Origin of the sequence: Streptomyces roseifaciens, from assembly GCF_001445655.1 — a bacterium.
GTDB lineage: Bacteria > Actinomycetota > Actinomycetes > Streptomycetales > Streptomycetaceae > Streptomyces > Streptomyces aureoversilis.
Window position 1 is genome coordinate 1,497,851 of the sequence record NZ_LNBE01000004.1, and the last position, 26,164, is coordinate 1,524,014.

21 protein-coding genes and 2 pseudogenes are annotated in these 26,164 nt (G+C 70.3%); 10 read left to right on the top strand and 13 right to left on the bottom strand.

Annotated elements, in window-relative coordinates:
* Positions 1–2: 2 nt before the first annotated feature.
* The 6 genes from gyrB to dnaA form a co-directional block, all read right to left on the bottom strand.
* Positions 3–2,051 (bottom strand): DNA topoisomerase (ATP-hydrolyzing) subunit B, encoded by a 2,049-nt coding sequence (gene gyrB, locus AS857_RS23870; RefSeq protein ID WP_058045312.1) that lies wholly within the window; start codon positions 2,049–2,051, stop codon positions 3–5.
* A 443-nt stretch (positions 2,052–2,494) separates the two neighbouring features.
* Positions 2,495–3,028: a DciA family protein gene (locus AS857_RS23875; protein WP_058045313.1), complete on the bottom strand. Its 534-nt coding sequence runs from the start codon at positions 3,026–3,028 to the stop codon at positions 2,495–2,497.
* Positions 3,025–4,149: a DNA replication/repair protein RecF gene (gene recF / locus AS857_RS23880; protein WP_058045314.1), complete on the bottom strand. Its 1,125-nt coding sequence runs from the start codon at positions 4,147–4,149 to the stop codon at positions 3,025–3,027. Before recF ends, AS857_RS23875 begins: the two co-directional genes overlap by 4 nt.
* An 84-nt stretch (positions 4,150–4,233) precedes the next feature.
* Positions 4,234–5,109, bottom strand: coding sequence for a phosphogluconate dehydrogenase (NAD(+)-dependent, decarboxylating) (gnd, locus tag AS857_RS23885; protein WP_058045315.1), 876 nt, complete (start codon positions 5,107–5,109; stop codon positions 4,234–4,236).
* A gap of 131 nt (positions 5,110–5,240) precedes the next feature.
* On the bottom strand, positions 5,241–6,371 hold the full coding sequence (gene dnaN, locus AS857_RS23890; RefSeq protein WP_058045316.1) for a DNA polymerase III subunit beta: 1,131 nt from the start codon (positions 6,369–6,371) through the stop codon (positions 5,241–5,243).
* An 882-nt stretch (positions 6,372–7,253) separates the two neighbouring features.
* Complete coding sequence (dnaA, locus tag AS857_RS23895; RefSeq protein WP_058045317.1) at positions 7,254–9,212, bottom strand: chromosomal replication initiator protein DnaA; 1,959 nt, start codon at positions 9,210–9,212, stop codon at positions 7,254–7,256.
* Positions 9,213–9,634: 422 nt separating this feature from the next.
* Between dnaA and rpmH the strand changes: the two genes are divergently transcribed.
* The 10 genes and pseudogenes from rpmH to AS857_RS23940 all read left to right on the top strand — a co-directional run bounded on the left by rpmH (position 9,635) and on the right by AS857_RS23940 (position 16,506).
* Positions 9,635–9,772, top strand: coding sequence for a 50S ribosomal protein L34 (gene rpmH / locus AS857_RS23900; RefSeq protein ID WP_003949374.1), 138 nt, complete (start codon positions 9,635–9,637; stop codon positions 9,770–9,772).
* A gap of 25 nt (positions 9,773–9,797) precedes the next feature.
* Positions 9,798–10,166: pseudogene (rnpA, locus tag AS857_RS23905) on the top strand (ribonuclease P protein component); the annotation flags it as partial.
* A gap of 62 nt (positions 10,167–10,228) precedes the next feature.
* A complete protein-coding gene (gene yidD / locus AS857_RS23910) occupies positions 10,229–10,546 on the top strand; it encodes a membrane protein insertion efficiency factor YidD (RefSeq protein ID WP_058045319.1) in 318 nt (105 codons plus the stop codon).
* A 3-nt stretch (positions 10,547–10,549) separates the two neighbouring features.
* Positions 10,550–11,662, top strand: a complete 1,113-nt coding sequence (gene yidC / locus AS857_RS23915; protein ID WP_058045320.1) for a membrane protein insertase YidC — start codon at positions 10,550–10,552, stop codon at positions 11,660–11,662.
* A 14-nt stretch (positions 11,663–11,676) separates the two neighbouring features.
* Entirely contained in the window at positions 11,677–12,198 is a 522-nt protein-coding gene (locus AS857_RS23920; protein ID WP_245700446.1) for a Jag family protein, read from the top strand.
* Positions 12,199–12,354: 156 nt separating this feature from the next.
* A complete protein-coding gene (gene rsmG, locus AS857_RS23925; RefSeq protein ID WP_058045322.1) occupies positions 12,355–13,065 on the top strand; it encodes a 16S rRNA (guanine(527)-N(7))-methyltransferase RsmG in 711 nt (236 codons plus the stop codon).
* A 277-nt stretch (positions 13,066–13,342) separates the two neighbouring features.
* Positions 13,343–13,487, top strand: a pseudogene (locus AS857_RS42430) (cobyrinic acid a,c-diamide synthase); the annotation flags it as partial.
* Between the two features lie 80 nt (positions 13,488–13,567).
* Positions 13,568–14,434 (top strand): ParA family protein, encoded by an 867-nt coding sequence (locus tag AS857_RS23930; RefSeq protein ID WP_058045323.1) that lies wholly within the window; start codon positions 13,568–13,570, stop codon positions 14,432–14,434.
* Positions 14,431–15,537, top strand: a complete 1,107-nt coding sequence (locus tag AS857_RS23935; RefSeq protein ID WP_058045324.1) for a ParB/RepB/Spo0J family partition protein — start codon at positions 14,431–14,433, stop codon at positions 15,535–15,537. Before AS857_RS23930 ends, AS857_RS23935 begins: the two co-directional genes overlap by 4 nt.
* Before the next feature lie 351 nt (positions 15,538–15,888).
* Entirely contained in the window at positions 15,889–16,506 is a 618-nt protein-coding gene (locus AS857_RS23940) for a GNAT family N-acetyltransferase (protein ID WP_058045325.1), read from the top strand.
* A 109-nt stretch (positions 16,507–16,615) separates the two neighbouring features.
* Here AS857_RS23940 and trxA read toward each other — a convergent pair whose 3' ends face one another.
* The 7 genes from trxA to AS857_RS23975 all read right to left on the bottom strand — a co-directional run bounded on the left by trxA (position 16,616) and on the right by AS857_RS23975 (position 26,140).
* A complete protein-coding gene (gene trxA, locus AS857_RS23945; protein WP_058045326.1) occupies positions 16,616–16,942 on the bottom strand; it encodes a thioredoxin in 327 nt (108 codons plus the stop codon).
* Between the two features lie 52 nt (positions 16,943–16,994).
* On the bottom strand, positions 16,995–17,963 hold the full coding sequence (gene trxB / locus AS857_RS23950) for a thioredoxin-disulfide reductase (protein ID WP_058045327.1): 969 nt from the start codon (positions 17,961–17,963) through the stop codon (positions 16,995–16,997).
* Between the two features lie 112 nt (positions 17,964–18,075).
* Entirely contained in the window at positions 18,076–19,020 is a 945-nt protein-coding gene (locus AS857_RS23955) for a zf-HC2 domain-containing protein (protein WP_338058274.1), read from the bottom strand.
* Between the two features lie 5 nt (positions 19,021–19,025).
* Positions 19,026–19,715 carry an RNA polymerase sigma factor SigM gene (sigM, locus tag AS857_RS23960; protein WP_058045329.1) on the bottom strand — a complete coding sequence of 230 codons (690 nt, stop codon included), beginning with the start codon at positions 19,713–19,715 and terminating at the stop codon, positions 19,026–19,028.
* Positions 19,716–19,749: 34 nt separating this feature from the next.
* Positions 19,750–21,462, bottom strand: coding sequence for a protein kinase family protein (locus AS857_RS23965; RefSeq protein ID WP_058045330.1), 1,713 nt, complete (start codon positions 21,460–21,462; stop codon positions 19,750–19,752).
* Between the two features lie 109 nt (positions 21,463–21,571).
* A complete protein-coding gene (gene murJ / locus AS857_RS23970; RefSeq protein WP_058045331.1) occupies positions 21,572–23,794 on the bottom strand; it encodes a murein biosynthesis integral membrane protein MurJ in 2,223 nt (740 codons plus the stop codon).
* Positions 23,795–23,839: 45 nt separating this feature from the next.
* Positions 23,840–26,140 (bottom strand): DUF6049 family protein, encoded by a 2,301-nt coding sequence (locus tag AS857_RS23975; RefSeq protein ID WP_173864796.1) that lies wholly within the window; start codon positions 26,138–26,140, stop codon positions 23,840–23,842.
* Positions 26,141–26,164 lie beyond the last annotated feature (24 nt).

Here is a 26,164-nt window from a genome sequence, read left to right on the forward strand (position 1 = left end):
GCTCAGATGTCGAGGAAGCGGACGTCCTTGGCGTTGCGCTGGATGAACGAGCGCCGGGCCTCGACGTCCTCGCCCATGAGCACCGAGAACAGGTCGTCCGCCTGCGCGGCGTCGTCCAGGGTGACCTGGCCGAGGACGCGGTGGTCGACGTCCATGGTGGTCACGCGGAGCTCCTCGGCGTTCATCTCGCCGAGACCCTTGAAGCGCTGGACCGAGTCGTCCTTGATCCGCTTGCCGTTCTCACGGCCGAGCTGGATCAGGGCGTCGCGCTCACGGTCGGAGTAGGCGTACTCGAAGTCGTCCCGGCCCCACTTGATCTTGTAGAGCGGGGGACGGGAGAGGTAGACGTGCCCGGCCTCGACCAGCGGACGCATAAAGCGGAAGAGGAAGGTGAGCAGCAGGGTGTTGATGTGCTGACCGTCGACGTCGGCGTCCGCCATCAGGATGATCTTGTGGTAGCGGAGCTTCGCGATGTCGAAGTCCTCGTGCACACCGGTGCCGAAGGCGGAGATCAGCGCCTGGATCTCCTGGTTCTGCAGGATCTTGTCGATCCGCGCCTTCTCCACGTTGAGGATCTTGCCGCGGATCGGGAGGATCGCCTGGTACTGCGGGTTCCGGCCGGACTTGGCCGAGCCGCCGGCGGAGTCACCCTCGACGATGAAGATCTCGCACTTGGTCGGGTCGTTCGACTGGCAGTCGGACAGCTTGCCCGGCAGCGACGCCGTCTCCAGCAGGCCCTTGCGACGGGTGAGGTCGCGCGCCTTGCGGGCCGCCACGCGGGCGGTGGCCGCCTGGATGGACTTGCGGATGATGTCCGCGGCCTCGTTCGGATTGCGGTCCAGCCAGTCCGTCAGCTGCTCGTGGACGACCTTCTGCACGAAGGTCTTGGCCTCGGTGTTGCCCAGCTTGGTCTTGGTCTGGCCCTCGAACTGCGGCTCGCCCAGCTTGACGGAGATGATCGCCGTCAGACCCTCGCGGATGTCGTCGCCCGTGAGGTTGTCGTCCTTCTCGCGGAGCAGCTTCTTGTCGCGCGCGTAGCGGTTGATCAGACCGGTGAGCGCCGCGCGGAAGCCCTCCTCGTGCGTACCGCCCTCATGGGTGTGGATGGTGTTGGCGAAGCTGTAGACACCCTCGGTGTACTGGGAGTTCCACTGCATCGCGACCTCGAGGGAGAGCATCCGCTCCTTGTCCTCGGCCTCGAAGTCGATCACCGACGGGTGAATGACCTCGCCCTTGCGCGAGTTGAGGTAGCGGACGAAGTCGGAGATGCCGCCCTCGTAGTGGTAGCGGACGTTGAGGGGCTTGCCCTCCTCGTCCACGTGGGCCGGGCGCTCGTCCGTCAGCGAGATGGTGAGGCCCTTGTTGAGGAACGCCATCTCCTGGAAGCGCCGCGAGAGCGTCTCGAAGGAGTACTCGGTGGTCTCGAAGATGTCGCCGTCGGCCCAGAAGGTGACCGAGGTGCCGTGCTCGTCGGTCGCCTCGTTCTGCTGCAGCGGGGCGGTCGGGACGCCGAGCTTGTAGTCCTGGGTCCAGCGGAAGCCGTCGGTCTTCACCTCGACCGCGACGCGCGTCGACAGCGCGTTGACGACCGAGACGCCGACACCGTGCAGACCACCGGAGACCGCGTAGCCGCCGCCGCCGAACTTGCCGCCCGCGTGCAGGACGGTCAGGACGACCTCGACGGCGGGCTTGCCCTCGGAGGGCACGATGCCGACCGGGATGCCACGGCCGTTGTCCACGACGCGCACGCCGCCGTCGGAAAGGATCGTCACGTCGATGGTGTCCGCGTGGCCCGCGAGGGCCTCGTCGACGGAGTTGTCCACGACCTCGTACACGAGGTGGTGCAGGCCGCGCTCACCGGTCGAGCCGATGTACATGCCGGGCCGCTTGCGGACGGCGTCCAGACCCTCCAGGACGGTGATCGCGCTGGCGTCGTAGGACGCGGGTGCACCCCCCGCGGGTGCGGTCTCGGCCGCGCCGTCCGTGGAAGGGGTGGTGTTCTCGTTGGGGTTGCCGGAATCGGCCACGAAGCGCCCTTTCTGGCACAGCACAGGCCATCCCCGACTGCGGCGGGGAGACCCCACCCGAGGCAGGCAGGAGCGGCTGCGTCGTTCTGCGTTGGTCGACGAGTCCCGCGAGCCGGCGGGATTGGCACCAGTCTACCGGTAGCGCTGACATGAATGGGGGTTTGGCGGTGCCTGAGCCTGCACGTGCCGCCCTGAACCGGCATCAGCCGACTCCCTATATGTGGACCCGGGCTCCAAGAGGCTCACAGCGGCACTCAGCGCTTCGGGCTGTCAACCGCCCGCTACCGTGAGCGGGGTCTCAGCGCCGGCCCCGGCGCACCCCCCGTCGCACCGCATCACCCCAGGCCACGCAGATCACCCGGTACTCGGTTCCCACGGGAGCACCACAGACCGTCATCCGTCCCCGGAGTCACCGCCCGGGCCGGGCACGCGCGGGGCGTCCGGGCACGAACGCCCGGCACCCGGCGTCAGCCGTACGTGTCGCCCGGACCCGTGCTGCCGGGAGCGCGCAGCGAACCGTAGCGGCGGCTCGGGCCGCCCGGGCCCAGCACCTTGATCGTCCGCACGGTGCCGTGGCCGAGGTCGTCGTTGAGCCGGGCCACCAGCTGGGGGGCCAGCAGGCGCAGCTGCGTCGCCCACGCCGTCGAGTCGCACTGCACCGTCAGGACGTGGGAGTCCTCGTCGAAGTTCTGCGGCATGCAGTGCAGGGCCAGCGCATCGCCCACGATCTGCGGCCAGCGGCCCATCACCCCGCCCACCGCCGCGGGCTTCTCCCAGCCCCGCTCGGTGATCAGCCTGTTGATGGCGGCGCCCAGCGGCAGCGGGTCGCGGCCGTCGGCGCGCGCGCCGGAGCGCAGTACCCCGCCGCGGCGGACGTGCTTCTTCTGCTGGGCCGCGGCACCCCGCGCCTTCGCCTGCTCCTTGGCGGCGCGCAGCGCGACCCGCGCCAGGTCCACGCCGGACGGCTCGGGCGGCTTCGGCTGCTCGGAGGGCGTACTCATACGCGCTCGACCCTGCCTTCCGAGACCGCGTACCGGGCCCCGGTGAGGACCTCCGGAACGTCGTCGTCCACCGCGGCGGTCACCAGGACCTGCTCGCCGTGGGCCACCAGCTCCGCCAGCCGCTCGCGGCGCCGGGCGTCCAGCTCCGCGAAGACGTCGTCCAGGACGAGCACCGGCTCGTTGCCCTCGGAGCGCAGCAGCTCGTACGAGGCCAGGCGCAGCGCCAGCGCGTACGACCAGGACTCGCCGTGGCTCGCGTACCCCTTGGCGGGCAGCCGGCCGAGCTTGAGGAGGAGGTCGTCCCGGTGCGGGCCGACCAGCGTCACGCCGCGCTCGATCTCCTGCTTGCGGGCTTCGGCGAGCGCCGCCAGCAGCGCCTCGTAGAGCTCCTCGCGGCTGCGCGCGCCCTCGATCGCGGCCGGCCCGCGGTACTCGAAGGACACCGGGCCGCCGCCGGGGGCCAGCTGCTCGTAGGCCTTGTCGGCCAGCGGCCGCAGCTCGTCGATCAGGTCGAGGCGCCGGGCCAGCAGCTCGGCGCCGGCGCGGGCCAGGTGCTGGTCCCAGATGTCGAGCGTGGACAGGTCGAGGCCGCGGCCGCCGTGGCGGCGGGCCATCGCCGCGCTCTTGAGGAGGGTGTTGCGCTGCTTGAGGACCCGCTCGTAGTCGGAGCGGACGCCCGCCATGCGCGGGGAGCGCGCGGTGATCAGCTCGTCCAGGAAGCGGCGGCGCTCGCCGGGGTCCCCCTTGATCAGGGCCAGGTCCTCCGGGGCGAACAGCACCGTCCGCACGATGCCGAGCACGTCACGCGGCCTGACCTGGGAGGACCGGTTGATCCGGGCGCGGTTGGCCTTGCCGGGGTTGAGCTCCAGCTCTATCAGCTGCTGCCGCTCGCCCTGGACGACGGCGGCGCGCACGACGGCGCGGTCGGCGCCCATCCGGACCAGGGGGGCGTCCGAGGAGACCCGGTGGCTGCCGAGGGTGGCCAGATAGCCGATCGCCTCGACGAGATTGGTCTTGCCCTGGCCGTTGGGTCCCACGAACGCCGTGACGCCCGGGTCGAGCGGGACCTCGACCCGGGCGTACGAGCGGAAGTCGGCCAGCGACAGATGCGAGACATGCATGGTGCGCCGACCTCTTCCGCTGTGTACTGCTCGTCCTGCTGGTGATGCTGTTACTGCTGTGGTGCTCGGTACTGCTTGTCCCGGCTACTTGCTCTCGACCGCGTGGCCACCGAACTGGTTGCGCAGCGCGGCGATCATCTTCATCTGCGGGGAGTCGTCCTGGCGGGACGCGAAGCGGGCGAAAAGCGACGCGGTGATCGCGGGCAGCGGCACGGCGTTGTCGATCGCGGCCTCGACCGTCCAGCGGCCCTCGCCGGAGTCGGCGGCGAAGCCGCGCAGCTTGTCGAGGTGCTCGTCCTGGTCGAGGGCGTTGACCGCCAGGTCCAGCAGCCAGGAACGGATGACCGTGCCCTCCTGCCAGCTGCGGAAGACCTCGCGCACGTCGGTGACGGAGTCGACCTTCTCCAGCAGCTCCCAGCCCTCGGCGTAGGCCTGCATCATGGCGTACTCGATGCCGTTGTGGACCATCTTCGCGAAGTGGCCGGCGCCGACCTTGCCCGCGTGCACGGAGCCGAAGTCGCCCTCGGGCTTGAGCGCGTCGAAGACCGGCTGGACGCGGGCGACGTTCGCCGCGTCGCCGCCGTACATCAGGGCGTAGCCGTTCTCCAGGCCCCAGACGCCGCCGGAGACGCCGCAGTCGACGAAGCCGATGCCCTTGGCGCCCAGCTCCTCGGCGTGCTTCTCGTCGTCCGTCCAGCGGGAGTTGCCGCCGTCGACGACGACGTCGCCCGGGGAGAGCAGCTCGCCGAGCTCGTCGATGGTGGCCTGCGTCGGCCCGCCGGCCGGGACCATGACCCATACGACGCGCGGCCCCTGGAGGGAGTCCACCAGCTCCTTGAGGCTGCTGACATCCGCGAGGTCCGGGTTGCGGTCGTATCCGATGACGGTGTGGCCTGCGCGGCGGATGCGCTCGCGCATGTTGCCGCCCATCTTGCCGAGACCGACGAGACCGAGCTCCATGGGTGATCCTCTATGCCTTGAGTGGGTTCGTACCTGGGTCCGAGCCTACGCCGGGGAGGCGCTGCACACCTGTGGGGCGGGGGCGCTCAAAGGGTGAGTGCCCCCGCCGGGGCCGGTCCCGTCGGAGGGCGTCAGCCCGAGAGCCGCACCGGCATGATCAGGTACTTGTACGCGTCGTCCGCCTCGGCGTCGAGCGCGGGCTTGCCGCTCAGCAGCGCCGGCTTCGTCGACGTCGTGAAGGACAGCTGGGCGACCGGGGAGTCGATCGCCGACAGACCCTCCAGCAGGAAGCCGGGGTTGAACGCGATCGAGATGTCGTCACCGTCGAGCGCGGCGTCGACCCGCTCCACAGCCTGTGCATCGTCGCTGGAGCCGGCCTCCAGGATCAGCACGCCCTGCTCGAAGCTCAGCCGCACCGGGGTGTTGCGCTCGGCGACCAGCGCGACGCGCTTGACGGCCTCGACGAACGGGGCGGTCTCGATCACGGCGACGGAGTTGAACTCGGTCGGGAAGAGCGTGCGGTACTTCGGCAGGTCGCCCTCGAGCAGGCGCGTGGTGGTGCGGCGGCCGGCGCCCTCGAAGCCGATCAGGCCCTCGCCCTTGCCGGAGCCGGCCAGGGCGATCGAGACGGAGTCGCCGCCGCTGAGGGACTTGGCGGTGTCCAGCAGGGTCTTGGCGGGCACCAGGGCGACGGCGGAGATGTCCGGCGTCTCGGGCTTCCACATGAACTCGCGGACCGCGAAGCGGTAGCGGTCGGTGGAGGCCAGGGTGACGGTGTCGCCCTCGATCTCGACGCGGACACCGGTGAGCACCGGCAGGGTGTCGTCACGGCCGGCGGCGATGGCGACCTGGGCGGCAGCGGCGGCGAAGACCTCGGCCGGGACGGTGCCCGTGGCCGTGGGCATCTGGGGCAGGGCCGGGTACTCCTCCACAGGCAGGGTGTGGAGTGTGAATCGCGAGGAGCCGCAGACCACGGTGACGCGCACGCCGTCGGTGGAGATTTCCACAGGCCTGTTGGGAAGCGCGCGGCAGATGTCGGCGAGGAGGCGGCCGGAGACGAGGACGGTGCCGTCCTCCTCCACATCGGCGTCGACCGAGACGCGGGCCGAGACCTCGTAGTCGAAGCCGGAGAGGCTGAGGGAGCCCTCCTCGGCCTTCAGGAGAAGGCCCGCGAGGACGGGCACCGGCGGACGGGCCGGGAGGCTGCGGGCCGCCCAGGCCACTGCCTCCGCGAGTACATCGCGCTCCACCCGGATCTTCACCGGAAACCGCCTCCTGCTTGTTGCTGGCTCGCCCTGCTGGCGTCTTCGTCGGCTGCTTGCCGGAGACCAGTCTGACGCACACCGCTGACAGCTGGTGCGTCTCGGGGTCAAGTCGGGTCGGAGGGCGTGGCGCGGTCCGCAGCCGAGTTGTGCACAGGACCCACTTCGAAACGAGTTCCCCGCTTGATCTCTGTGGTCGTAGTAGTAGGGCCTGTGGAAACGGTGGACAACCGTCTTTGCCCAGGTCAACGCCAGTTTTTTGTCCACCGGGCCTGTGGGTGGGGGCGGTGGATAAGCGGGGTGTTCTGTGGACCGCGGAAAGTTCTGCACAACCGGTGCACAGGCAGGGCGCACTTCTCCCCAGGCCTGTCCCCAGGTTTACCCAGGTTCCCCACAGCCCAATCCGGCACCTTGGTGTGACGCCTTTCACTCGGTGCGGTGACCTCGGGCGTTTCGTTGCCGAACAGTGGACAGGGGTGTGGAAAGGCTGTGTACAACATCCACTCGCCTGTGGGTCGCCGGTGGACAACCGTCATGCCGCCTTGTGGGTGAATCCGTCGTCCACAGGCTGTGGAATCCCGTCGGCCACAAATCCACACGCCGCTGACCTCGCCTGATGGGCTATCAACAGCCTCCTCTGTGGACAGCATCTGGACAACTTCGCAGTCCCCAGCGTGTGGACAGCCGGTCGGCAAGGAATCTGTGGAGAACCCCGGGTACGGCGCGCGTAATCGAACAGAGCCGTCCACGGCTGTGGACGCCCGGCGCCTCCCGGACGCTCCCAAGAGGCTCCCAAGAGGCCCCCGGGACGCCCCCGGGACCGCGAAAAGGGCGCTCCGGGAAGCGTCCCGAAGCGCCCTCAGGCGGTTCTCGCGGCTCTCGTCAGCCGTTCTTGATGCGGTTCGTCAGCTCGGTCACCTGGTTGTAGATGGAGCGCCGCTCGGCCATCAGCGCACGGATCTTGCGGTCCGCGTGCATCACCGTCGTGTGGTCGCGGCCGCCGAACTGTGCACCGATCTTCGGCAGCGACAGGTCCGTGAGCTCGCGGCAGAGGTACATCGCGATCTGGCGCGCCGTCACCAGCACGCGGCTGCGCGAGGCCCCGCACAGGTCCTCGACGGTGTGCCCGAAGTAGTCCGCCGTGGCCGCCATGATGGCCGGCGCCGTGATCTCCGGCGAGGCGTCCTCGCCGCCCGGGATCAGGTCCTTGAGGACGATCTCGGTCAGGCCCAGGTCGACCGGCTGGCGGTTCAGGCTCGCGAAGGCCGTCACCCGGATCAGCGCGCCCTCCAGCTCGCGGATGTTGCGCGAGATGCGGGAGGCGATGAACTCCAGGACCTCCGGCGGGGCGTTGAGCTGCTCCTGCACCGCCTTCTTGCGCAGGATCGCGATCCGGGTCTCCAGCTCCGGCGGCTGGACGTCCGTGATCAGGCCCCACTCGAAGCGGTTGCGCAGCCGGTCCTCCAGGGTCACCAGCTGCTTGGGCGGCCGGTCCGAGGAGAGCACGATCTGCTTGTTGGCGTTGTGGAGCGTGTTGAAGGTGTGGAAGAACTCCTCCTGCGTCGACTCCTTGCTCGCCAGGAACTGGATGTCGTCGACCAGCAGGATGTCCATGTCGCGGTAGCGCTTGCGGAACGCGTCCGCCTTGCCGTCGCGGATGGAGTTGATGAACTCGTTGGTGAACTCCTCGGAGCTCACGTAGCGCACGCGCGTGCCCGGGTAGAGGCTGCGCGCGTAGTGCCCGATGGCGTGCAGCAGGTGGGTCTTCCCCAGGCCCGACTCGCCGTAGATGAAGAGGGGGTTGTACGCCTTCGCCGGCGCCTCGGCCACCGCGACCGCGGCGGCGTGCGCGAAGCGGTTGGACGCCCCGATGACGAAGGTGTCGAAGAGGTACTTGGGGTTCAGCCGGGCGGTCGGCTCGCCGGGGCCGGGCGCCGGCGCGGGCTTGGCCGCGAGCGGGCCGGGGGCGCCGCCGGATACGGGCCGCTCGCCGCGCTCGCCGCCGCGCGGGTGGCTCTCGGGCAGATCGCGGCGCTGCTGCTCGTACGGCATGCGCTCGGGCGGCTGCGACCGGTAGTCGGACCCCTGGTCGTACGCGCCCTGCTGGTCGTACGAGCCGGGCTGGTCGTACGGCTGCTGCTCGTAGGAGCCGGCGGAGTGCTGCGAGGCGTACGGATCGCGTTCGCCCTCGGCGAAGCCGCCGAGGCGCTGCTGCTGCCAGCTGTAGTCGTTCCTGTCGCCTCGGTCACGGTCGCCGCGCTCCCCGCGGTCGCCCGGAGGCGCCACCGGGGGCCCGGAGGGGGCCGAGTGGCGCGGCCAGGCGCCGGGCTCGGGGCGCTGCTGCTGGTAGTCCGGGTAGGCGGGGCGCACGGACGGCAGGTCGTCGGAGGGCGCCTGGCGGCCGTAGCTCTCGCGGCCTTCGTAGGCGCCGCCGTCGTAGCCCTCGTAGCCGTCACGGCTCTCGTAGGCGTCGCGGCCCTGGCCGCCGCCGCGGCCCGCGGGCTCCTCGTAGCGGGGCGGCTGCGGGGCCTGGGGGCGCTCGGCCGGAGGCTCGCCCGCGGAGTCGTCGACGGTGATCGCGATCCGGATGGGGCGGCCGCACTCGCGGCTGAGCGTCTCGCTGACGATCGGGGCCAGCCGGCCCTCCAGCACGCCCTTGGCGAATTCGTTGGGCACGGCCAGCAGGGCGGTGTCCGCGACGAGGGCCAGCGGCTGGCACCGCTTGATCCAGTGCTCGTCCTTGGACTCGACGCCCTGGCCGCGCTTGTCCCGGCCCTCTCCCAGGAGCTGGTCGAGCACGCGCGGCCACACTGCGGCAAGATCGGCAGGCAGGTCAGCCACAGGGCACGCTCTCTCAGTCACTGGGGGCGCCCCGCGAGTCCCACGAATGTGTGGTTCTCGGGACGGGCGGGAAGGATTCGGAGTTCAGCCACGGTAGTCAGGCCGCGGTGCGTGGTTCAAGTCGTTGTCCACAGGGTGTGTACAAATGTGCCATGGGGCGGGGCGTGTCGTCCCACCGGCCCGCGGCGGGCTACGGTGTATCCCTGGTGCGCTGCCGGTTTGACCGAATGGCGTAGCCGCGCGTACCGTGACCAGGTCGAGTTGTCGATGGCTGCTGCCGCCTGCCTCCGATGGGCAAAGGTCGTGTCGAGTATCTGATGCGGTCATGAAGCGGTGCACTCGGGCGTTGCGAGCTTCTCGTGGGCGCACGGTGACAGCCAGGCGATGTCCCGCCACCACCGATTCATTTCTGGAGCCCCCGAGTGAGCAAGCGCACCTTCCAGCCGAACAACCGCCGCCGCGCGAAGACCCACGGCTTCCGCCTGCGCATGCGCACCCGTGCCGGCCGCGCGATTCTCGCGTCCCGCCGTGGCAAGGGTCGCGCCCGTCTGTCGGCCTGAGCAGCCTGACCAATAGGTCCATGCCGTGCTGCCTACCGACAATCGGCTGAGGCGGCGCGAGGACTTTGCGACCGCGGTGCGCCGAGGACGCAGGGCCGGGCGCCCGCTCCTCGTCGTCCACCTCCGTAGCGGTACAACGGACCCGCACACACCTGGGGAGAATGCTCCCCCGGTGCGTGCGGGTTTCGTCGTCAGCAAGGCCGTCGGCGTCGCCGTTGTCCGCAATCTGGTGAAGCGCAGGCTTCGCCACCTGATGCGTGACCGGCTCGATCAGCTGCCCGCCGGTAGCCTGGTGGTGGTACGGGCCCTGCCCGGCTCGGGCGAGGCGGACCACGATGAGCTGGCCCGTGATCTTGACACCGCACTGCAGCGGCTGTTGGGAGGGGCGCCGCGCCGTTCCGATCCCCCCGAGGGCACCCCTCGGGACCTTGGCCGAAGCCAGGGAGGGAGCGCACGGTGAAGTATCCGCTGCTGTGGTTGATCAAGCTCTATCAGTGGACCATCAGCCCACTCCTGGGCCCGGTCTGCAAGTACTACCCGTCGTGCTCGCACTATGGCTACACCGCCATTGACGTGCACGGCGCGGTCAAAGGAACGGCGCTCACGGCCTGGCGCATCCTGCGCTGCAATCCGTGGTCGCTCGGTGGCGTCGACCACGTACCTCCCCGGAAGCGTCCGGTCTGGCACCAGCGGCTGAGGAGCCGACTGGGCGGGAACCCCACCCCGGGGCCTGCCGCACAGCCCGAGACTCAGCCCAACGCCCAAGGAGCCTGATTCGTGGACACGATCCTCGGTCCTCTCTATTACGCAGTTTCCTGGATCATCGTCCAGTTCCACTCGCTGTACAGCCTTGTCTTCGACGAGAACAGCGGCTGGGCGTGGGGTCTGTCCATCGTCTCCCTGGTGGTCCTGATCCGTATCTGCCTGATCCCGCTCTTCGTGAAGCAGATCAAGGCCACGCGGAACATGCAGGCGCTCCAGCCGAAGATGAAGGCGATCCAGGAGCGCTACAAGAGCGACAAGCAGCGCCAGTCCGAAGAGATGATGAAGCTCTACAAGGAGACGGGCACCAACCCTCTCTCGAGCTGCCTTCCGATCCTGGCCCAGTCGCCCTTCTTCATCTCGCTGTACCAGGTCCTGAACCACATCGCGCAGGGCAAGACGGTCGGTGTCATCAACCAGGAGCTGCTGGCCAGCGCCCGTGAGGCACACATCTTCGGTGCCCCGCTCTCGGTGACCTTCCTGTCCTCCGCGGAGAAGGTCGAGTCCTTCGGCGCCACGCTGCTGGACGTCCGCGTCGTCACGGTCGTCATGATCGTCCTGATGTCGCTGTCGCAGTTCTACACGCAGCGCCAGCTGATGACGAAGAACGTCGACCTCTCGGTGAAGACGCCGTTCATGCAGCAGCAGAAGATGCTGATGTACGTCTTCCCGATCATCTTCGCCGTCCTCGGCATCAACTTCCCCGTCGGTGTCCTCGTCTACTGGCTGACCACCAACGTGTGGACCATGGGTCAGCAGATGTTCATCATCCGCCGTAACCCGACTCCGGGCAGCGTCGCCTTCAAGCAGCGCCAGGAGCGCCTGCGGGCCAAGGGCAAGCTCAAGGAGGACCCGGCCGAGGTCGAGGCCAAGAAGGCCGTCGAGGCCGCGCGCGCCAACCGCCAGCAGCCCAAGCGCCAGACCAAGGCCAAGCGCCAGGTCGCCGGGACCACCGCCACGGCGGACTCCACCGAGCAGAAGCCCTCGCTGGAGAAGAAGCAGGGCACGGACACCGAGGAAGCAGCCAAGGACGTCAAGGGCGGAAAGCCCGGGCAGGCCGGCGGCGGATCCAAGTCCGGGCAGCGCAAGAGCGGCCCGCAGCGGCCCAAGCACCCCTCCAAGAAGTAATGAAGGAGTCCACCGTGACGGACACGCAGCGCCAGACCAGCGGTGTCGCCGCCGAGGGCACCGACACCCTGTCCCGCCTGGAGCAGGAGGGCGAGATCGCGGCCGATTACCTCGAGGGTCTGCTGGACATCGCCGACCTCGACGGCGACATCGACATGGATGTCGAGGCCGACCGCGCCGCCGTGTCGATCATCAGCGACTCGACCAGCCGTGACCTGCAGAAGCTGGTCGGCCGCGACGGCGAGGTGCTGGAGGCGCTCCAGGAGCTCACCCGTCTGGCCGTGAACCGGGAGACCGGCGACCGCAGCCGCCTCATGCTGGACATCGCCGGTTTCCGTGCCCGCAGGCGCGAGGAGCTGGCGAAGGTGGGCGCCCAGGCGGCCGCCGAGGCCCGCAGCACCGGTGCCGCGGTCAAGCTGGACCCGATGACGCCCTTCGAGCGCAAGGTCGTCCACGACGCCGTGGCCGCCGCGGGTCTGCGCAGCGAGTCCGAGGGCGAGGAGCCCCAGCGCTTCGTCGTCGTCCTCCCCGCCTGAGCTGCCTGAGCGGTTCCCTCTCGGTTTCTCGATCCCACTTCTAGGTGTGTCCGGCCCCGTCTGCTCGCAGGCGGGGCCGATCCTTGTCAGCCTGATATTCAGACTCTGAATTCTCAGTGATTCTCAGAGAGACGTCGTACGGAAGGACGGTTTCCCGTGGATGAGGCAGCGGAGCTCCCCCCGGCGCCCCCGGAGGCCCGGGAGGTTTTCGGTGACCGCCTGCCGGAGGCCGTTCGGTACGCCGAGGTGCTCGCGGACGCGGGCGTGCGGCGTGGTCTCATCGGTCCCCGAGAGGTTCCGCGGCTGTGGGAGCGGCACCTGCTGAACTGCGCGGTGCTCGCCGAGGCCGTCCCGGACGGGGTCTCCGTGTGCGACGTGGGCTCGGGCGCCGGGCTGCCGGGCATCCCGCTGGCCCTGGTCCGCCCGGACCTCCAGATCACGCTGCTGGAGCCGCTGCTGCGCCGTACGACCTTCCTCCAGGAGGTCGTGGAGCTGCTGGGCCTGGACCACGTCACCGTCGTCCGTGGCCGCGCCGAGGAGATGCTCGGCAAGGTGCAGCCGGTGCACGTCGTCACTGCCCGGGCCGTGGCCCCGCTGGACCGGCTGGCGGGCTGGGGCGTGCCCCTGCTGCGGCCGTACGGCGAGATGCTCGCCCTCAAGGGCGACACCGCGGAGGAGGAGCTCAAGGGCGCCCGTGCGGCGCTCAGCAAGCTCGGCGTCGTGCGGACCTCGGTGCTCCAGGTCGGTCAGGGCGTGGTGGACCCGCCGTCCACCGTGGTCCGGGTCGAGGTGGGGGAGAGCCCGGGCGGTGTGCGCTTCGCCGCCAAGCGGGCCAAGGCGGCGGGGCGGTCGCGCCGCCGGCGCTGAGGCCACGCCACGCCTGCCGGGGTCACCCTTGGGGAGCAGGGCGATGCTCCATACAACCTGCCAAACCTACCTGTAGCGGAGTGTCGTCGCTCCGGCGCGCAGCGTGCGCTGCATCGTGTTTCACGTGAAACGACGCTCCTTGCTGCAGGGAATCATCGGCCGGGGCCGCGCGGCCGCACCGCGTGGCCGGCAGGCGGCTGAACATGCCGGTGTATCCACAGGAACCGTGGATTCATCCACAGGAGAACGGGCCTCGCTGGTTCACAACCCCGAAAGCATGGCAGGCTCTGTCCATTGCGAGCCTGATGTCGAGGAGAGTGAATCCTTGCGGTCCGACGCCAATATCGCGGGGCCGATGGCCGACCCGGTCCCCGGTCCCCGCCCTGCCGAGTCCGAATCCGGGGTGGAACCAGTTTCACGTGCTGCGGACTCCCGGGGGACAACCCCCGAAGCCCCGGCCGACGCCCTCGGCTCGGTTTCACGTGAAACACCCCCTCCCCCGATGCCCAGGCCGGACCAGACCCGGGTCATGGTGGTCGCCAACCAGAAGGGCGGCGTGGGCAAGACCACGACGACCGTGAACCTGGCGGCCTCGCTGGCGCTCCACGGCAACCGTGTGCTGGTCATCGACCTCGACCCCCAGGGCAATGCCTCGACGGCTCTGGGCATCGACCACCACGCCGAGGTGCCGTCGATCTACGACGTCCTGGTGGACAGCAAGAAGCTCGCCGACGTGGTGCAGCCGGTCGTCGACGTGGAGGGGCTCTTCTGCGCGCCCGCCACGATCGACCTGGCGGGCGCCGAGATCGAGCTGGTCTCGCTGGTCGCCCGGGAGAGCCGGCTGGACCGCGCCATCAAGGCCTACGAGCAGCCGCTGGACTACATCCTGATCGACTGCCCGCCTTCGCTCGGCCTGCTGACGGTCAACGCCCTGGTTGCGGGCGCGGAGGTGCTGATCCCCATCCAGTGCGAGTACTACGCCCTGGAGGGTCTCGGCCAGCTGCTGCGCAACGTCGAGCTGGTGCGCGGGCACCTCAACCCCCAGCTCCACGTCTCCACGATCCTGCTGACGATGTACGACGGGCGGACCCGGCTGGCCTCCCAGGTGGCGGAGGAAGTGCGCACCCACTTCGGCCACGAGGTGCTGCGGACCAGTATTCCCCGCTCCGTCCGGATCTCCGAGGCACCCAGCTATGGACAGACGGTTCTGACGTACGACCCGGGCTCCAGCGGAGCGCTCTCCTATCTGGAGGCAGCCCGGGAGATCGCGCTGCGGGGGGTCGGCGTACGTTACGACGGCAGTAGGGCTCACCTGGTGGGCCGCCAACAACAGCAAGACCAGCACAGCATGTCGGAGGGGCTGCAGTGAGCGATCGACGTAGAGGACTGGGCCGTGGGCTCGGTGCCCTGATTCCAGCGGCGCCGAAGGCATCGGAGAGCGCCGGCCCCGCCATGGGGCCCGACGCCACGTCCCCCACCGCGGTACCGGTGCTCACGCCTGAGCGGGGGGTGGCAGCCTCCAAGGTGACCGCGCTGCCGGTGAAGGACTTCACCGTTTCACGTGAAACGGATGCGGAGGCGCTGCGCGCCGAGGCCGTGGCCGAGGCGTCGGCGGAGACGGTGGCCGGGGCGCACTTCGCCGAGCTGCCGCTGGATGCCATCAAGCCCAACCCGAAGCAGCCGCGGGCGTACTTCGACGAGGGGCCTCTCAACGAGCTGATCCACTCCATCCGTGAGGTGGGACTGCTCCAGCCGGTCGTCGTCCGGCGTCTGGGCCCCGAGCGCTATGAGCTCATCATGGGCGAGCGGCGCTGGCGGGCCTGCCGGGAGGCCGGCCTGGAGCGGATCCCCGCCATCGTCCGGGCGACCGAGGACGACAAGCTGCTGCTCGACGCGCTGCTGGAGAACCTCCACCGGGCTCAGCTGAACCCTCTTGAGGAGGCTGCCGCCTACGACCAGCTCCTCCAGGACTTCAATTGCACGCATGACGAGCTGGCCAACCGGATCGGGCGCTCGCGTTCGATGGTGACCAACACGCTGCGGCTGCTGAAGCTGGCGCCGGAGGTGCAGAACAAGGTCGCTTCCGGTGTGCTGATGGCCGGACACGCCCGGGCCCTGGTCGGGGTGACCGACCCCGAGGAGCAGGTGAAGCTCGCCACGCGGATCGTGGCCGAGGGGCTGTCGGTGCGCACGGTCGAAGAGACCGTGAAGACGATGGACCCGGAGAAGCGCCGCTCCTCCAAGCCCAAGGGTCCCCGCGCCGGCGCCCGGGTCTCCCCGGCGCTGACCGACCTGGCCACCCGGCTGTCGGACCGCTTCGATACCCGCGTGAAGGTCGACCTCGGGCAGAAGAAGGGCAAGATCGTCGTCGAGTTCGCCTCGATGGAGGACCTGGAGCGCATCCTGGGCACGCTCGCCCCGGGCGAGGGCCGGGTGATAGAGCAGAAGCTCTCCCACGAGGACGAGGACTGACCGCAGACGAGGTCTGACAGCAGGGGCTGACAGCACGGTCCGGAGAGGGGCCCGAGCAGCACCGCACTCAGGGCGGGTTGTGTTTCACGTGGAACACAACCCGCCCTTTGCCTTGTCCTGCTGTTCGCTCAATCCACGCACGGATACGATGCGTTGGGGTATGGCGCAACCACGTTGACACAGTTCGCGGAGGGGCGGGGCCATGCGATGGGTGAGCCGGACCGGGCTGGTGGCAACAGGCTTCGGCCTGGGAGCAGTCGGCGGATTCGTCGGCAGCCTCCTCCAGGAGCGGAGTGCGCTGAGCGCCGCCCGGAGTATGGCAGCACGCTACGGAAGTGAGGAAATGGCTCCATGGGGCGTCGGCTCGTACCGCTCACGCTGGACAATCTCCCGGACCTCCCCCAGCGCTGTCGCTCCTGCGTCTTCTGGGAACTCGATCCGGTCAGCGGTGAGGCCGCGCTGAAGGCGGGCCGGCCCGAGCTGGAGAAGGAAGCCTGGATCTCCGGGGTCCTCCTGGAGTGGGGATCCTGCGGCCGGGTGGCCTACGTCGACGAGGTCCCGGTGGGCTTCGTGCTCTACGCGCCGCCCGCCTATGTCCCCCGGTCAGCCGCCTTCTCCACCAGCCCGGTCGCTGCGGATGCGGTCCAGCTGATGACGGCATGGCTGACTCCGGGATTCCAGGGCCAGGGACTGGGCCGGATGATGGTGCAGACCGCCGCGAAGGACGTCCTGCGGCGGGGGTTCAAGGCCATCGAGGCCTTCGCCGACGCGCGCTGGAAGGAACCGGCCTGTGTGCTGCCGGCCGATCACCTCCTGGCCGTCGGCTTCAAGACGGTGCGCCCGCATCCCCGCTATCCGCGGCTGCGGCTGGAGCTCAGGACGGCGCTCTCCTGGAAGGAGGACGTCGAGCTCGCGCTGGACCGCCTGCTGGGTGCCGTGCAGAAGGAGCCGGCGCTGCGGCCGCTGTAGCCGTCGCCTGCCTGTGAAACGCCGGGCGGCCGGTGCGTTTCACGTGAAACACACCGGCCGCCCGGAGAGTGATCCTGACGCGCGGACGAAGCCTGCGCGTGGATGACGCTTACGCGTGGATGAAGCTGCTCAGCTCGCGCTCCAGCGCGGCCTTCGGCTTGGCACCGACGATGGTCTGGACGACCTCGCCACCCTGGTAGACGTTCAGGGTCGGGATCGACATCACGCCGTACTTCGCGGCGGTGCCCGGGTTCTCGTCGATGTTGAGCTTGACGATCTCGATCTTCTCGCCGTACTCGGCCGCGATCGCCTCCAGGGAGGGGGCGATCTGGCGGCACGGACCGCACCAAGCGGCCCAGAAGTCCACCAGGACGGGCTTGTCGCTCTTGAGGACGTCCTCGTCGAAGGTCTTGTCGGTCACAGACTTGAGAGCCACGGAGGTCTCCTTATTTCTTTCTGCGTGGGGGCGGGGGGAGGAGGAGGGTGGGTCAGGCGGTCTTCTCGGGCTCGCGCACGTGCTCGCTGTGCGAGAGGGAGGCGAGGAAGCGCTCGGCGTCCAGCGCCGCGGAGCAGCCGGTACCGGCGGCGGTGATGGCCTGGCGGTAGGTGTGGTCCACGACGTCGCCGGCGGCGAAGACACCGGTCAGGTTGGTGCGGGTGGAGGGGGCGTCCACCTTGAGGTAGCCCTCGTCGTCCAGCTCCAGCTGCCCCTTGAAGAGCTCGGTGCGCGGGTCGTGGCCGATCGCGATGAACAGGCCGGTCACCGGCAGCTCGGAGGTCTCGCCGCTCTTGAGGTTGCGCAGGGTCAGACCCGAGAGCTTGTTCTCGCCGTGGATCTCGGCGACCTCGCTGTCCCACACGAAGGAGATCTTCGGGTCGGCGAAGGCGCGCTCCTGCATGGCCTTGCTGGCCCGCAGGGTGTCACGGCGGTGGACGACGGTGACGGACTTGGCGAAGCGCGAGAGGAAGGTGGCCTCCTCCATCGCGGTGTCACCGCCGCCGATGACGGCGATGTCGTGGTCCTTGAAGAAGAAGCCGTCGCAGGTGGCGCACCAGGAGACACCGCGGCCCGAGAGCTCGTCCTCGCGGGGCAGGCCCAGCTTGCGGTGCTGCGAGCCGGTCGTGACGATCACGGCCTTGGCGCGGTGGACGGTGCCGGCGGAGTCCGTGACGGTCTTGATCTCTTCGCTCAGGTCGACCGCGATGATGTCGTCCGGGATCAGCTCGGCGCCGAAGCGCTCGGCCTGCGCCCGCATGTTGTCCATGAGGTCCGGGCCCATGATGCCCTCACGGAAGCCGGGGAAGTTCTCGACATCGGTGGTGTTCATCAGGGCACCACCGGCGGTCACGGCGCCCTCGAAGACCAGCGGCTTCAGCGAGGCGCGGGCGGTGTAGAGCGCGGCCGTGTAGCCCGCGGGCCCGGAGCCGATGATGATCACGTTGCGGACGTCGCTCACGGGAGTCTTCCTTGTCTGCCGACTGCTGTCTCGGTCCTTGAGGGGTTCACCCCACCCAACGGATCCTACGGGGCAGGCATTCCCGCCGGGTGCCTGCTGCGGCCGGGAGAGCTCAGAGGCGTGACAGCGTCTCGGTCAGCAATACCTTGCCCGGTGTCGCGGAGCCCGCGTCGACGCAGGTGGCAGAGACCACATAGGCGTCGACGAGCGCGGTGTCACCCGGGTGCGGCAGGACGACGAGGTAGGCGTCCTCACCCTGAAAGGTGTCCGGCTCGGAGGCCAGGGCCTGCTCCGGGCGCCCGATGCCCTGCCGGACACAGAAGGGCGCCGTGCCGCCCGAGGCGCTCAGCGTCCTGTTGGGCGCGTCCCCGTCGGCCTCGGCGGTCTTCCCCCGGGGCTCGGTGGGGCTGAAGGACAGGGGCTTCAGGAGCTCGTGCACCCGCGCCGAGAGCTCACCGGAGCCGAGCCGGGACGCCGACGCACTGCTCGAGCGGTCCTTGGAGGGCGCCGCCGTGGGAGCATCCGTCCCGCCGGACTGCAGGAAGAGGCCGCCCACGCCGAGCACGGCGGCGACACAGGCACTGCTGAGGAGCACGGTGGGCCAGCGGCGGGCGCGTGAGCGCCGGGGCTTACGGGAAGGCGGTGCAGGCGTACCGGGGCCGGTGGAAGCGCGGGGGCGGCCGGGGGGACGGGCGTGTGTTTCACGTGAAACCGGGACTCGCGTTCCCTGCTCCCTCTTCTCCCCTTGCTCTGTTTCACGTGAAACAGGGGCTGCAGCGCGTGAAACAGGGACACCGAACGGCGGCGTGGTCGAGTCCAGCAGTGCCTCGGCGGCGAGCGCGGCATCGATGCGGCCCGCGATGTCCGACGGCATCCGGGGCGGGCCGGGCAGGGTCCCGAGCGCCCCCCGGATCTCGTCCAGGGAGCTGCGTACGTCCTCGCACAGCTCGCACGCCGCCAGGTGCTCCCGTACGTCCGCGGTGCGTGCCGGTGAGAGCACCCCCTCGGTGAGCGCGGAGATCTCCGCGACCTCCGGGTGCCCATCCGTGCCGGTCATCGAAGTCACGCTCGCCCACCTCCACCCTTCACTGGATCTGCGTCGCTCTGTCCTGCCGGTGGTGGGACGGACGCCCCCTGCGACCGGTTCCTTCCCCCGTCGAGCGCTGGGCTACCCCTGCCACCGGGACGCAGATGGGTGAGGATCGGGAGAAGCCGTGCCCGCCCCCGCGCGCAGCGGCTCTTCACGGTGCCGACGGGAACGTCCAGCACCTCGGCCGCCTCGGCGACGGGGTAGCCCTGCATGTCCACCAGGACGAGGGCCGCGCGCTGGTCGGGAGGGAGCGTGGCCAGAGCCTGCAGCAGCTCCCTGTGCAGATCCCCGCGCTCCGCGGGCGCCGCCGCGGATTCATGGGGCTCGATGAGCTGCTCCAGCCGCTCGGTCTCGGCCAGCGGGGCGGTGCGCCGCGACGCGGCCTTGCGCGCCCGGTCCAGACAGGCGTTGACGGTGATGCGGTGCAGCCAGGTGGTGACGGCGGACTGCCCGCGAAAGGTGTGTGCGGCGCGGTAGGCGGAGACCAGGGCGTCCTGCACGGCGTCCGCGGCCTCTTCCCTGTCGCCGAGGGTGCGCAGGGCGACGGCCCAGAGGCGGTCACGGTGTCTGCGCACGATCTCGCCGAAGGCGTCGGGGTCACCGGCGACGTGCCGGGCGAGGAGATCGGCATCGCTGAGGCCGTCACGCAGGACGTCGTCCACCGTCGAGCCCTCCCCCTGAGGTCCGTTCCGAACGTCAGCCGGTGAACTTCACGTTGGTGATGCCCTGCTTGTATCCGGCACCGGCGTAGGTCTGCTCGTCAGCGCCAGAGTAAGGGGCTGCGGTGATCCAGAGCAGGACGTACCGGGCCTCGGCCGGCTTCTTGAGGGAGAGGCTTATCGAATCGGTCGACGTCTGCTTGGTCGTCAGCTTCTTCATCGACTTCAGCGACTCGGTGCCGGCGAGGGACTTCGCCGCGTAGAGCGACACCTCGGTGTGGTTGCCGCCGTAGAGCAGCTTGATGTCCGCGGAGCTGAGCTGCTGCTTGTTGCCGAGGTCGTAGATGATGCCGACGCCGCCCTTGTAGTGGGTCAGGGAGGGGCCGTCGGTGAAGGTGCGCGAGCGCCAGACGTCCTTGGGGGCGTAGTCCGTGGCGAACGTGTTCTTCACCCGGTCCGGACTCTGCGGGGTCCCGTCCGGGGCGTACTCCTGGGCGTCGACGATCTTCACCGGATCGCCGGTCGGCTTCGAGCCGTCGTCGCCCGTCGACTCGGAGATCTGCGGGCGGTCCTCCTGCCCGTCCTTGAGGAGCGTGTCGGCGAGCTGCCAGCTGGCCAGGCCCAGGGCGGCGATCAGCAGGGCGGCGACGCTCCACTTGAGCGCCCGGCCCGTGCGGCCCTGCAGCGGGGGCGGCGGGGCCACCGGCATGGGGCCCGTGCCGACGCCACCGTGCGGCGGCTGCTGACCGTAGGCGTGCGGGCGGGGGTAGCCGCCCGGCGGCGTGGTGAAGGACGGCTCCGGCGGCCGGATCCGCGGCATGGCGGCGACGGCCTTGGACAGCTCCTCCGGGGTCGTGCACGGCGTCTCCTGCCGTGACGAGGTGGAGCCGTCGTGGACGAGGGCGCGCATGGCGAGCTCGGAGAGGCCGCGGTGGACGCCGGCACGGACCTGGTCGGGGGCGATGAGGCCGACGCCCTTGGGCAGGCCGGGCAGCCCGTGGGCGCTGTCCTCGTAGGGCCAGCGCTGGGTGAGCGCGGCGTACAGGAGCGCGCCGATGGCCTCGGTGTCGGTCTGCTGGGGGTGGTCGGTGGTGATGCCGCGGAGCGCCGCCATGACGGCCAGGCCGCGGATGCGGTACTGCCCGGTGCCGGTGCGCAGGACCGAGCCGGGGTGGAGGCGCAGGTGGGCGAGGCCCTCGCGGTGGGCGGCGGCCATGGCCTGGGACACCTGGCTGACGAGCTGGTAGGCGTCGTGCGGCTCCATGGGACCGGAGGCGAGGACGTTGGTCAGCTCGGTGGCGTCGGGCAGCCACTCGTGGACGACGTAGACGAGGTCGTTCTCCTCGACGGCGTCGAGCACCTGGACGAAGCGGGGGTCGCCGAGCAGGGCGGCGGAGCGGGCGGCGGCGAGGACGGGGCGGGCGCGCGGGTGGTCGGCGGGCAGCAGGTGGACGCCCACGGCGCGGCGGAGCTTCTCGTCCACCGCACGCCAGCTGCTGAATCCCTCCAGACGGGTGACGCACTCCTCCAGGCGGTACCGCCTGGCGAGCTTGTGGCCGCTGTGCAGTTCGGGCGTGGTCTGGGCGTCGCGGGCGGCCTTCTTGCCGTCCGCGCGCCCACTGTCCTTGTGGGTGCCGGCCTTGATCGCGGCCTCCGCCCCGTCGGCCGTGGCCTTGCCCGCCTTGGCGGTCAGCGGCTTGCCGCCGCCGGTGCCTGCCACGTCGACGGCAGCTGTGCTCCGTTCTGCCACCGTCGTTCCTGCCTCCCCATCCGTTGCACGCTGTCCACAGCCAAGACAATTGTGCCCACAGTCCGGCGCTATGCACGACACACGGCGGCGGGCGAAGGTTGTGCTCCCGTCAGCGTCCGAGTCGCCCGCGGACCATACCGACCATGGCCGTCAGCTCCTCGATCCGCATCCGCTTCGCGGCGAGGTAGAAGACGCCGAGCAGGACCAGACCGCCGCCGATCAGGGAGGCGAGCGAACCGAGCACGCTCTGGCCGAGGACCTGCGTGATGCCGTAGGCCGCGGCTCCGCCGACGAGGGCCGCGGGGATGCATGCACCGGCGAGGCGGGCGTACGTCCGGACTACGCGCGAGCCGTCCAGATCCCCGCCGAGGCGGGTACGCAGGCGGCGCCACGCGACACCGACGCCGACGGCGTAGCCGAGACCGTAGGAGAAGGCCATGCCGGCGACGGCCCAGCGGGACGGCAGGACGAGGTAGCTCAGGACGGCGGAGGCCGCGAAGGCCGCGGAGACGATCAGCGTGTTGTAGAAGGGCGTACGGGTGTCCTCGTAGGCGTAGAAGCCACGGAGGATGACGTACTGCGCCGAGTACGGGATCAGGCCGAGACCGAAGGCCATGAGGATGAAGCCGATGTTGGTGGCACCGCCCGTGCCCGAACCGCCCGAGAACATCAGCGTGGACATGGGGACGCCGAGCGCCAGGAAGGCGAAGGCGCAGGGCACGATGGCGACGGCCGAGGTGCGCAGGCCGTGCGAGAGGTCGTCCCGGACGGCGGAGGCGTCGCCGTCGTGGGCGGCGCGGGAGATCCGGGGGAGCACCGCGGTCATCACCGAGACGGTGATGATGGCCTGCGGCATCTGCCAGAGCTGCAGCGCGAAGTTGTACGCCGTGATGCCCGTACCGGTGTGACCGGCCTTCTCCGCCAGTGCGCCGGCCTTGGTGGCGAGCTGCGTCACCACGACCATGCTGAGCTGGTTCGCGAGGACGAAGAAGAAGGTCCACTTGGCGAGGCCCGCGGCCTTCCCGAGGCCCTGCCCGCGCCAGTCGAAGCGGGGACGGATACGGAATCCGGCCTCCCGCAGGTAGGGGAGCATTGCCAGCGCCTGGACGACGAGGCCCAGCAGCGTGCCGATGCCGATCAGCTGCACGCCCTCGGCCGGGATGCCGGCTGCGTCGACCTGGCTGTCCTTGAAGGGACCGAAAGCCCAGATGAAGGAGCCGAAGGTGGCGATGATGATGATGTTGTTGAGGACCGGGGTCCACATCATCGCGCCGAACTTCCCGCGCGCGTTGAGGATCTGGCCCAGCACCACGTGTACGCCCATGAAGAACATCGTGGGCAGGCAGTAGCGGGCGAACGCCACCGCCACTTCCATCCGGTCCGGGTCGGAGGCGATGGTGGGCGACATCGCCTGGATGAAGAGCGGCGCCCCCAGCACACAGACAGTGGTGACACCCGCCAGCAGCACGACGACAAGGGTCAGAAGGCGGTTGGCGTACGCCTCGCCCCCGTCGTCGTCGTTCTTCATCGCGCGCACCAGCTGCGGGATGAAGACGGCGTTCAGCGCACCGCCGCCCACAAGGATGTAGATCATCGTCGGCAGGACGTTGGCGACCTGGTAGTCGTCGTTCAGCGTGCCGACGCCGATCGCCGCCGCCATGACGAGGTTCCGGCCGAAGCCGAGAAGCCGGGAGACCATCGTTCCCGCGGCCATCAGCGCGCTCGACTTCAGCAAGCTCGCGGCCTTGCCGCCCTTGGCCGACGCCGGTGCCGAGGACGCGGCCGGCTCCGGCTCCGCAGTGGGCTCGGCGGCCGGAGCCTTCGGCGGCGGCACGGGGGAGCCGTACTGCCCCGGTGCCGGGATCTGCTGCCCCGGCGGCCGCGGCGGCTCGTAGGGCTGCTGCTGGTCGCGGTAGAGGTGGGCGAAGGCGTCCCGCCGGGGGCCGCCGTCGTCCTGGCGGTCGAAGCCGTCCACCGCGGCGAACTGCTTGGTCGCGTCGTCGTCGCCGTGGGCGGGGAAGCCCGCCGGGCCGGACGGGCCGGACGGAGCCGGGGGCCACGCCCCGGCGCCCGGCTGCTGCGGGTAGGTGTTGCGGTACGTGCCGGGCGGCGCCGGGTGGGCGGAGCGGTCGTACAGCGCCTCGTCCACAGGGTCCTGGGCGGCCGGGTCGTGCCCGGGGTAGGGCTCGGAGGCGTAGGCGTCCCGCAGGTAGGGATCCTGGGCGTACGGGCCCTGGCGGGGCGTGCCGGGGGGAGCCGGGGGCGGCGGGTACTGACCCCGCGGCTCACCACCCGCGCCCTGCCCGCGGTCACCGTCGTACGGCGCGTTCATCGCTACCCCACCTCATCGTCCGCGGCCGGCCGGCCCCACTAAGCGTCAACGTTCCACTTTCTCACCCGAGCCGGATGGCTCCGTGTCATGCGATCCGGTGTCCGGGGCCGGGTCACCCGGCCGCGCGGGCCGGTCGTCCTCCGGGCCTCCGTTGTCCGGCCCCTCGCCGTCCGGCCCGGGCTCCCCGCCCTCGGCCGCACGGGCGGCGGACCGCTTCCGCTTGATGTAGATGCGGAGCCCCGCGAGGACCAGCAGGAGCACGCCACCGGCGATGACGAGGAGAACCATAGGGGTGATGGACGTGACATGCACAGTGAAGACGACCGGGTCGCCGTAGGGCTGGCCCTCGGCCGTGTAGAGCCGGGCCGTCACGCGCACCGGGCCGTTGGCGTTGGCCCGGGTCTCGAACTTCACCGACTGGTTCTGCCCGCCGTTGATCTTCACGGGCTGGGAGCGGTCGACCTGCAGACGGTTGGTCTGGCTGGACTCCAGCACCAGGTGGAGCCCCTCGATCCCCTGCAGCAGGCCGTTGTGGACCGTCATGGGGATCGTCGCGCTGCGCCCGGACAGGGTGACGTCGGACTTCTTGATCAGCTCCACGCGGCGGGTGAGCCCGTACAGATAGGACTGCACCGCCTCGCGGAACTCGGCGGCGCCCTTGCGGTCGCCGCGCCACGAGGTCGACATCTCCCGCATGATCGCGCTGCCGAAGGGCGTCACCACGCGGTCCTGCGAGGTCAGGATCACCTTGAAGCCGTCCAGCGTGGACTGGGTCTTCTGGATCTCCTGGAACGCCTTGGTGGACAGCTCCTGCTCGCGCAGCGACTCGGGGTACGAGCCGGTGCCCGGGACCTGCTGGTTCGCGTCCGGGTCCGGCTTGGCCGCGGCCGCGTCGCCCAGGTTGACGGGCTGCGTCCAGCGGTTGTCCGAGAGGGCCTTGATCGCCGCGGCCATCGCCTGGGCCTGGCTCCCCGTGGGCATGCGCTGCGGCGCCACGACGATGCTGCGCTCGTTGTCCGGCGCCTGCCGGTTCACCAGGAGGCTCTGGGCGACGAACCGCTGCACGGCGAGCGAGTACTCGCCGGCGCGGACGAGGTCGCCCTGGAAGCCGGTGGACATCCGGGCGTCCGCCACGACGGCGGTGTTGCCGCTGCCGATCTGGCGGGCCGCGGTGGGGCTGTAGGACGTCCGGTCGCGGAAGCTGTCGCTGCGCGCGATGACGTTGTGGGCGCCGGCCGAGGTGGCGACGTCGATGATCGAGGAGTCGACGGCGCCGTCGACGGGCCAGGCGAAGTCCGTGCGCGGCTTCACGCCGAGGATGGTGTCCACGGTCGTCGAGGCGAGCTCCGTGGCGGACTGCAGGTGGCTCAGGGAGCCCGGCACGTCCTTGCCGTGGTGGGCCAGCGACGCGAGGTCGGGGTCGCCGAACGGCAGCGCCACCACCTGGTCGCCGGCGACGGCGGTCTGCAGCTGGCTGAGCCACTGCTTGGCGACCGCCTGGCCCCGGCCCGGGACGGTCCTCCCGTCCGGACCGCCCACCCGGTAGCTCTTGGTCATGGCCTCGACCGTGGCGAGCAGATCCGGGTCGATCACCCAGGTGATCGGCAGGTCCTTGCCCAGCGCGACCAGCTGCTGCAGCCGGCCGCCCGGGGCCAGCTCCGCGGCCAGGTCGTCGTTGGGGAAGATCGGCGTCTGCTGCTGGTCGGACTCGGTCCGGGCGGTGAGGTGCGTCGTGGAGATCAGCGGCCACAGGAACGTGAGCTGCGTCTTCTTGCCCTCGATCGCGGAGGGCTGCCAGGTCAGCAGCGTCTGCGTGATCCCCAGCACCCGCTCGAAGCCCTGGTCCGCGGTGCGCCCCGACAGCGAGACGCCGAGCTGGTACACCCCGTCCCGGCTGAGGTCCAGGTCCTTCGCCGGCAGCGAGATGCTGAAGTCGCGGCTGGCCCCCGGAGGGAGCCTGTCGATCTTCTGGGTGTGCTTGGCGATCTCGGAGCCGTCGGTGCCCGACACGGACCGGCTGCCGGTCTCGTCGGCGTCGATCCGGCTGTTGATCTGGCTGCCCACCCGCAGGCCGACGTGCGCGTCGGTGACCGCCGAGCCGCCGGTGTTGGTGACGCTGCCCGAGACCGTGAGCGTGTCGTCCTGCTTCGGCGCGGCGGGGGTCAGCGTGTGGACGGAGACGTCGACCGGGCGGGAGGCCGAGGACTCGGCGCGGGCCGCCGGCGCCGCCGGCAGCTGCACCAGGCCGAGCAGCAGCGCCACGCCCGTCAGGATCGTCGCAAGGTGCCGGGACCACCGGCAGGCAGCAGCGGAGGGGGTCTCCTGGGTCTCTGCCGCCTCGGCCACGCGCTCGCCCGTCCCTCGTCGTCG

Bases quoted from the DNA above. Each gene is read 5' to 3' on its own strand.
- AS857_RS23875 (WP_058045313.1), bottom strand. From the start codon at position 3,028: ATGAGTACGCCCTCCGAGCAGCCGAAGCCGCCCGAGCCGTCCGGCGTG.
- recF (WP_058045314.1), bottom strand. From the start codon at position 4,149: ATGCATGTCTCGCATCTGTCGCTGGCCGACTTCCGCTCGTACGCCCGG.
- gnd (WP_058045315.1), bottom strand. From the start codon at position 5,109: ATGGAGCTCGGTCTCGTCGGTCTCGGCAAGATGGGCGGCAACATGCGC.
- AS857_RS23930 (WP_058045323.1), top strand. From the start codon at position 13,568: ATGCCCAGGCCGGACCAGACCCGGGTCATGGTGGTCGCCAACCAGAAG.
- AS857_RS23940 (WP_058045325.1), top strand. From the start codon at position 15,889: ATGGGGCGTCGGCTCGTACCGCTCACGCTGGACAATCTCCCGGACCTC.
- AS857_RS23955 (WP_338058274.1), bottom strand. From the start codon at position 19,020: ATGACCGGCACGGATGGGCACCCGGAGGTCGCGGAGATCTCCGCGCTC.
- murJ (WP_058045331.1), bottom strand. From the start codon at position 23,794: ATGAACGCGCCGTACGACGGTGACCGCGGGCAGGGCGCGGGTGGTGAG.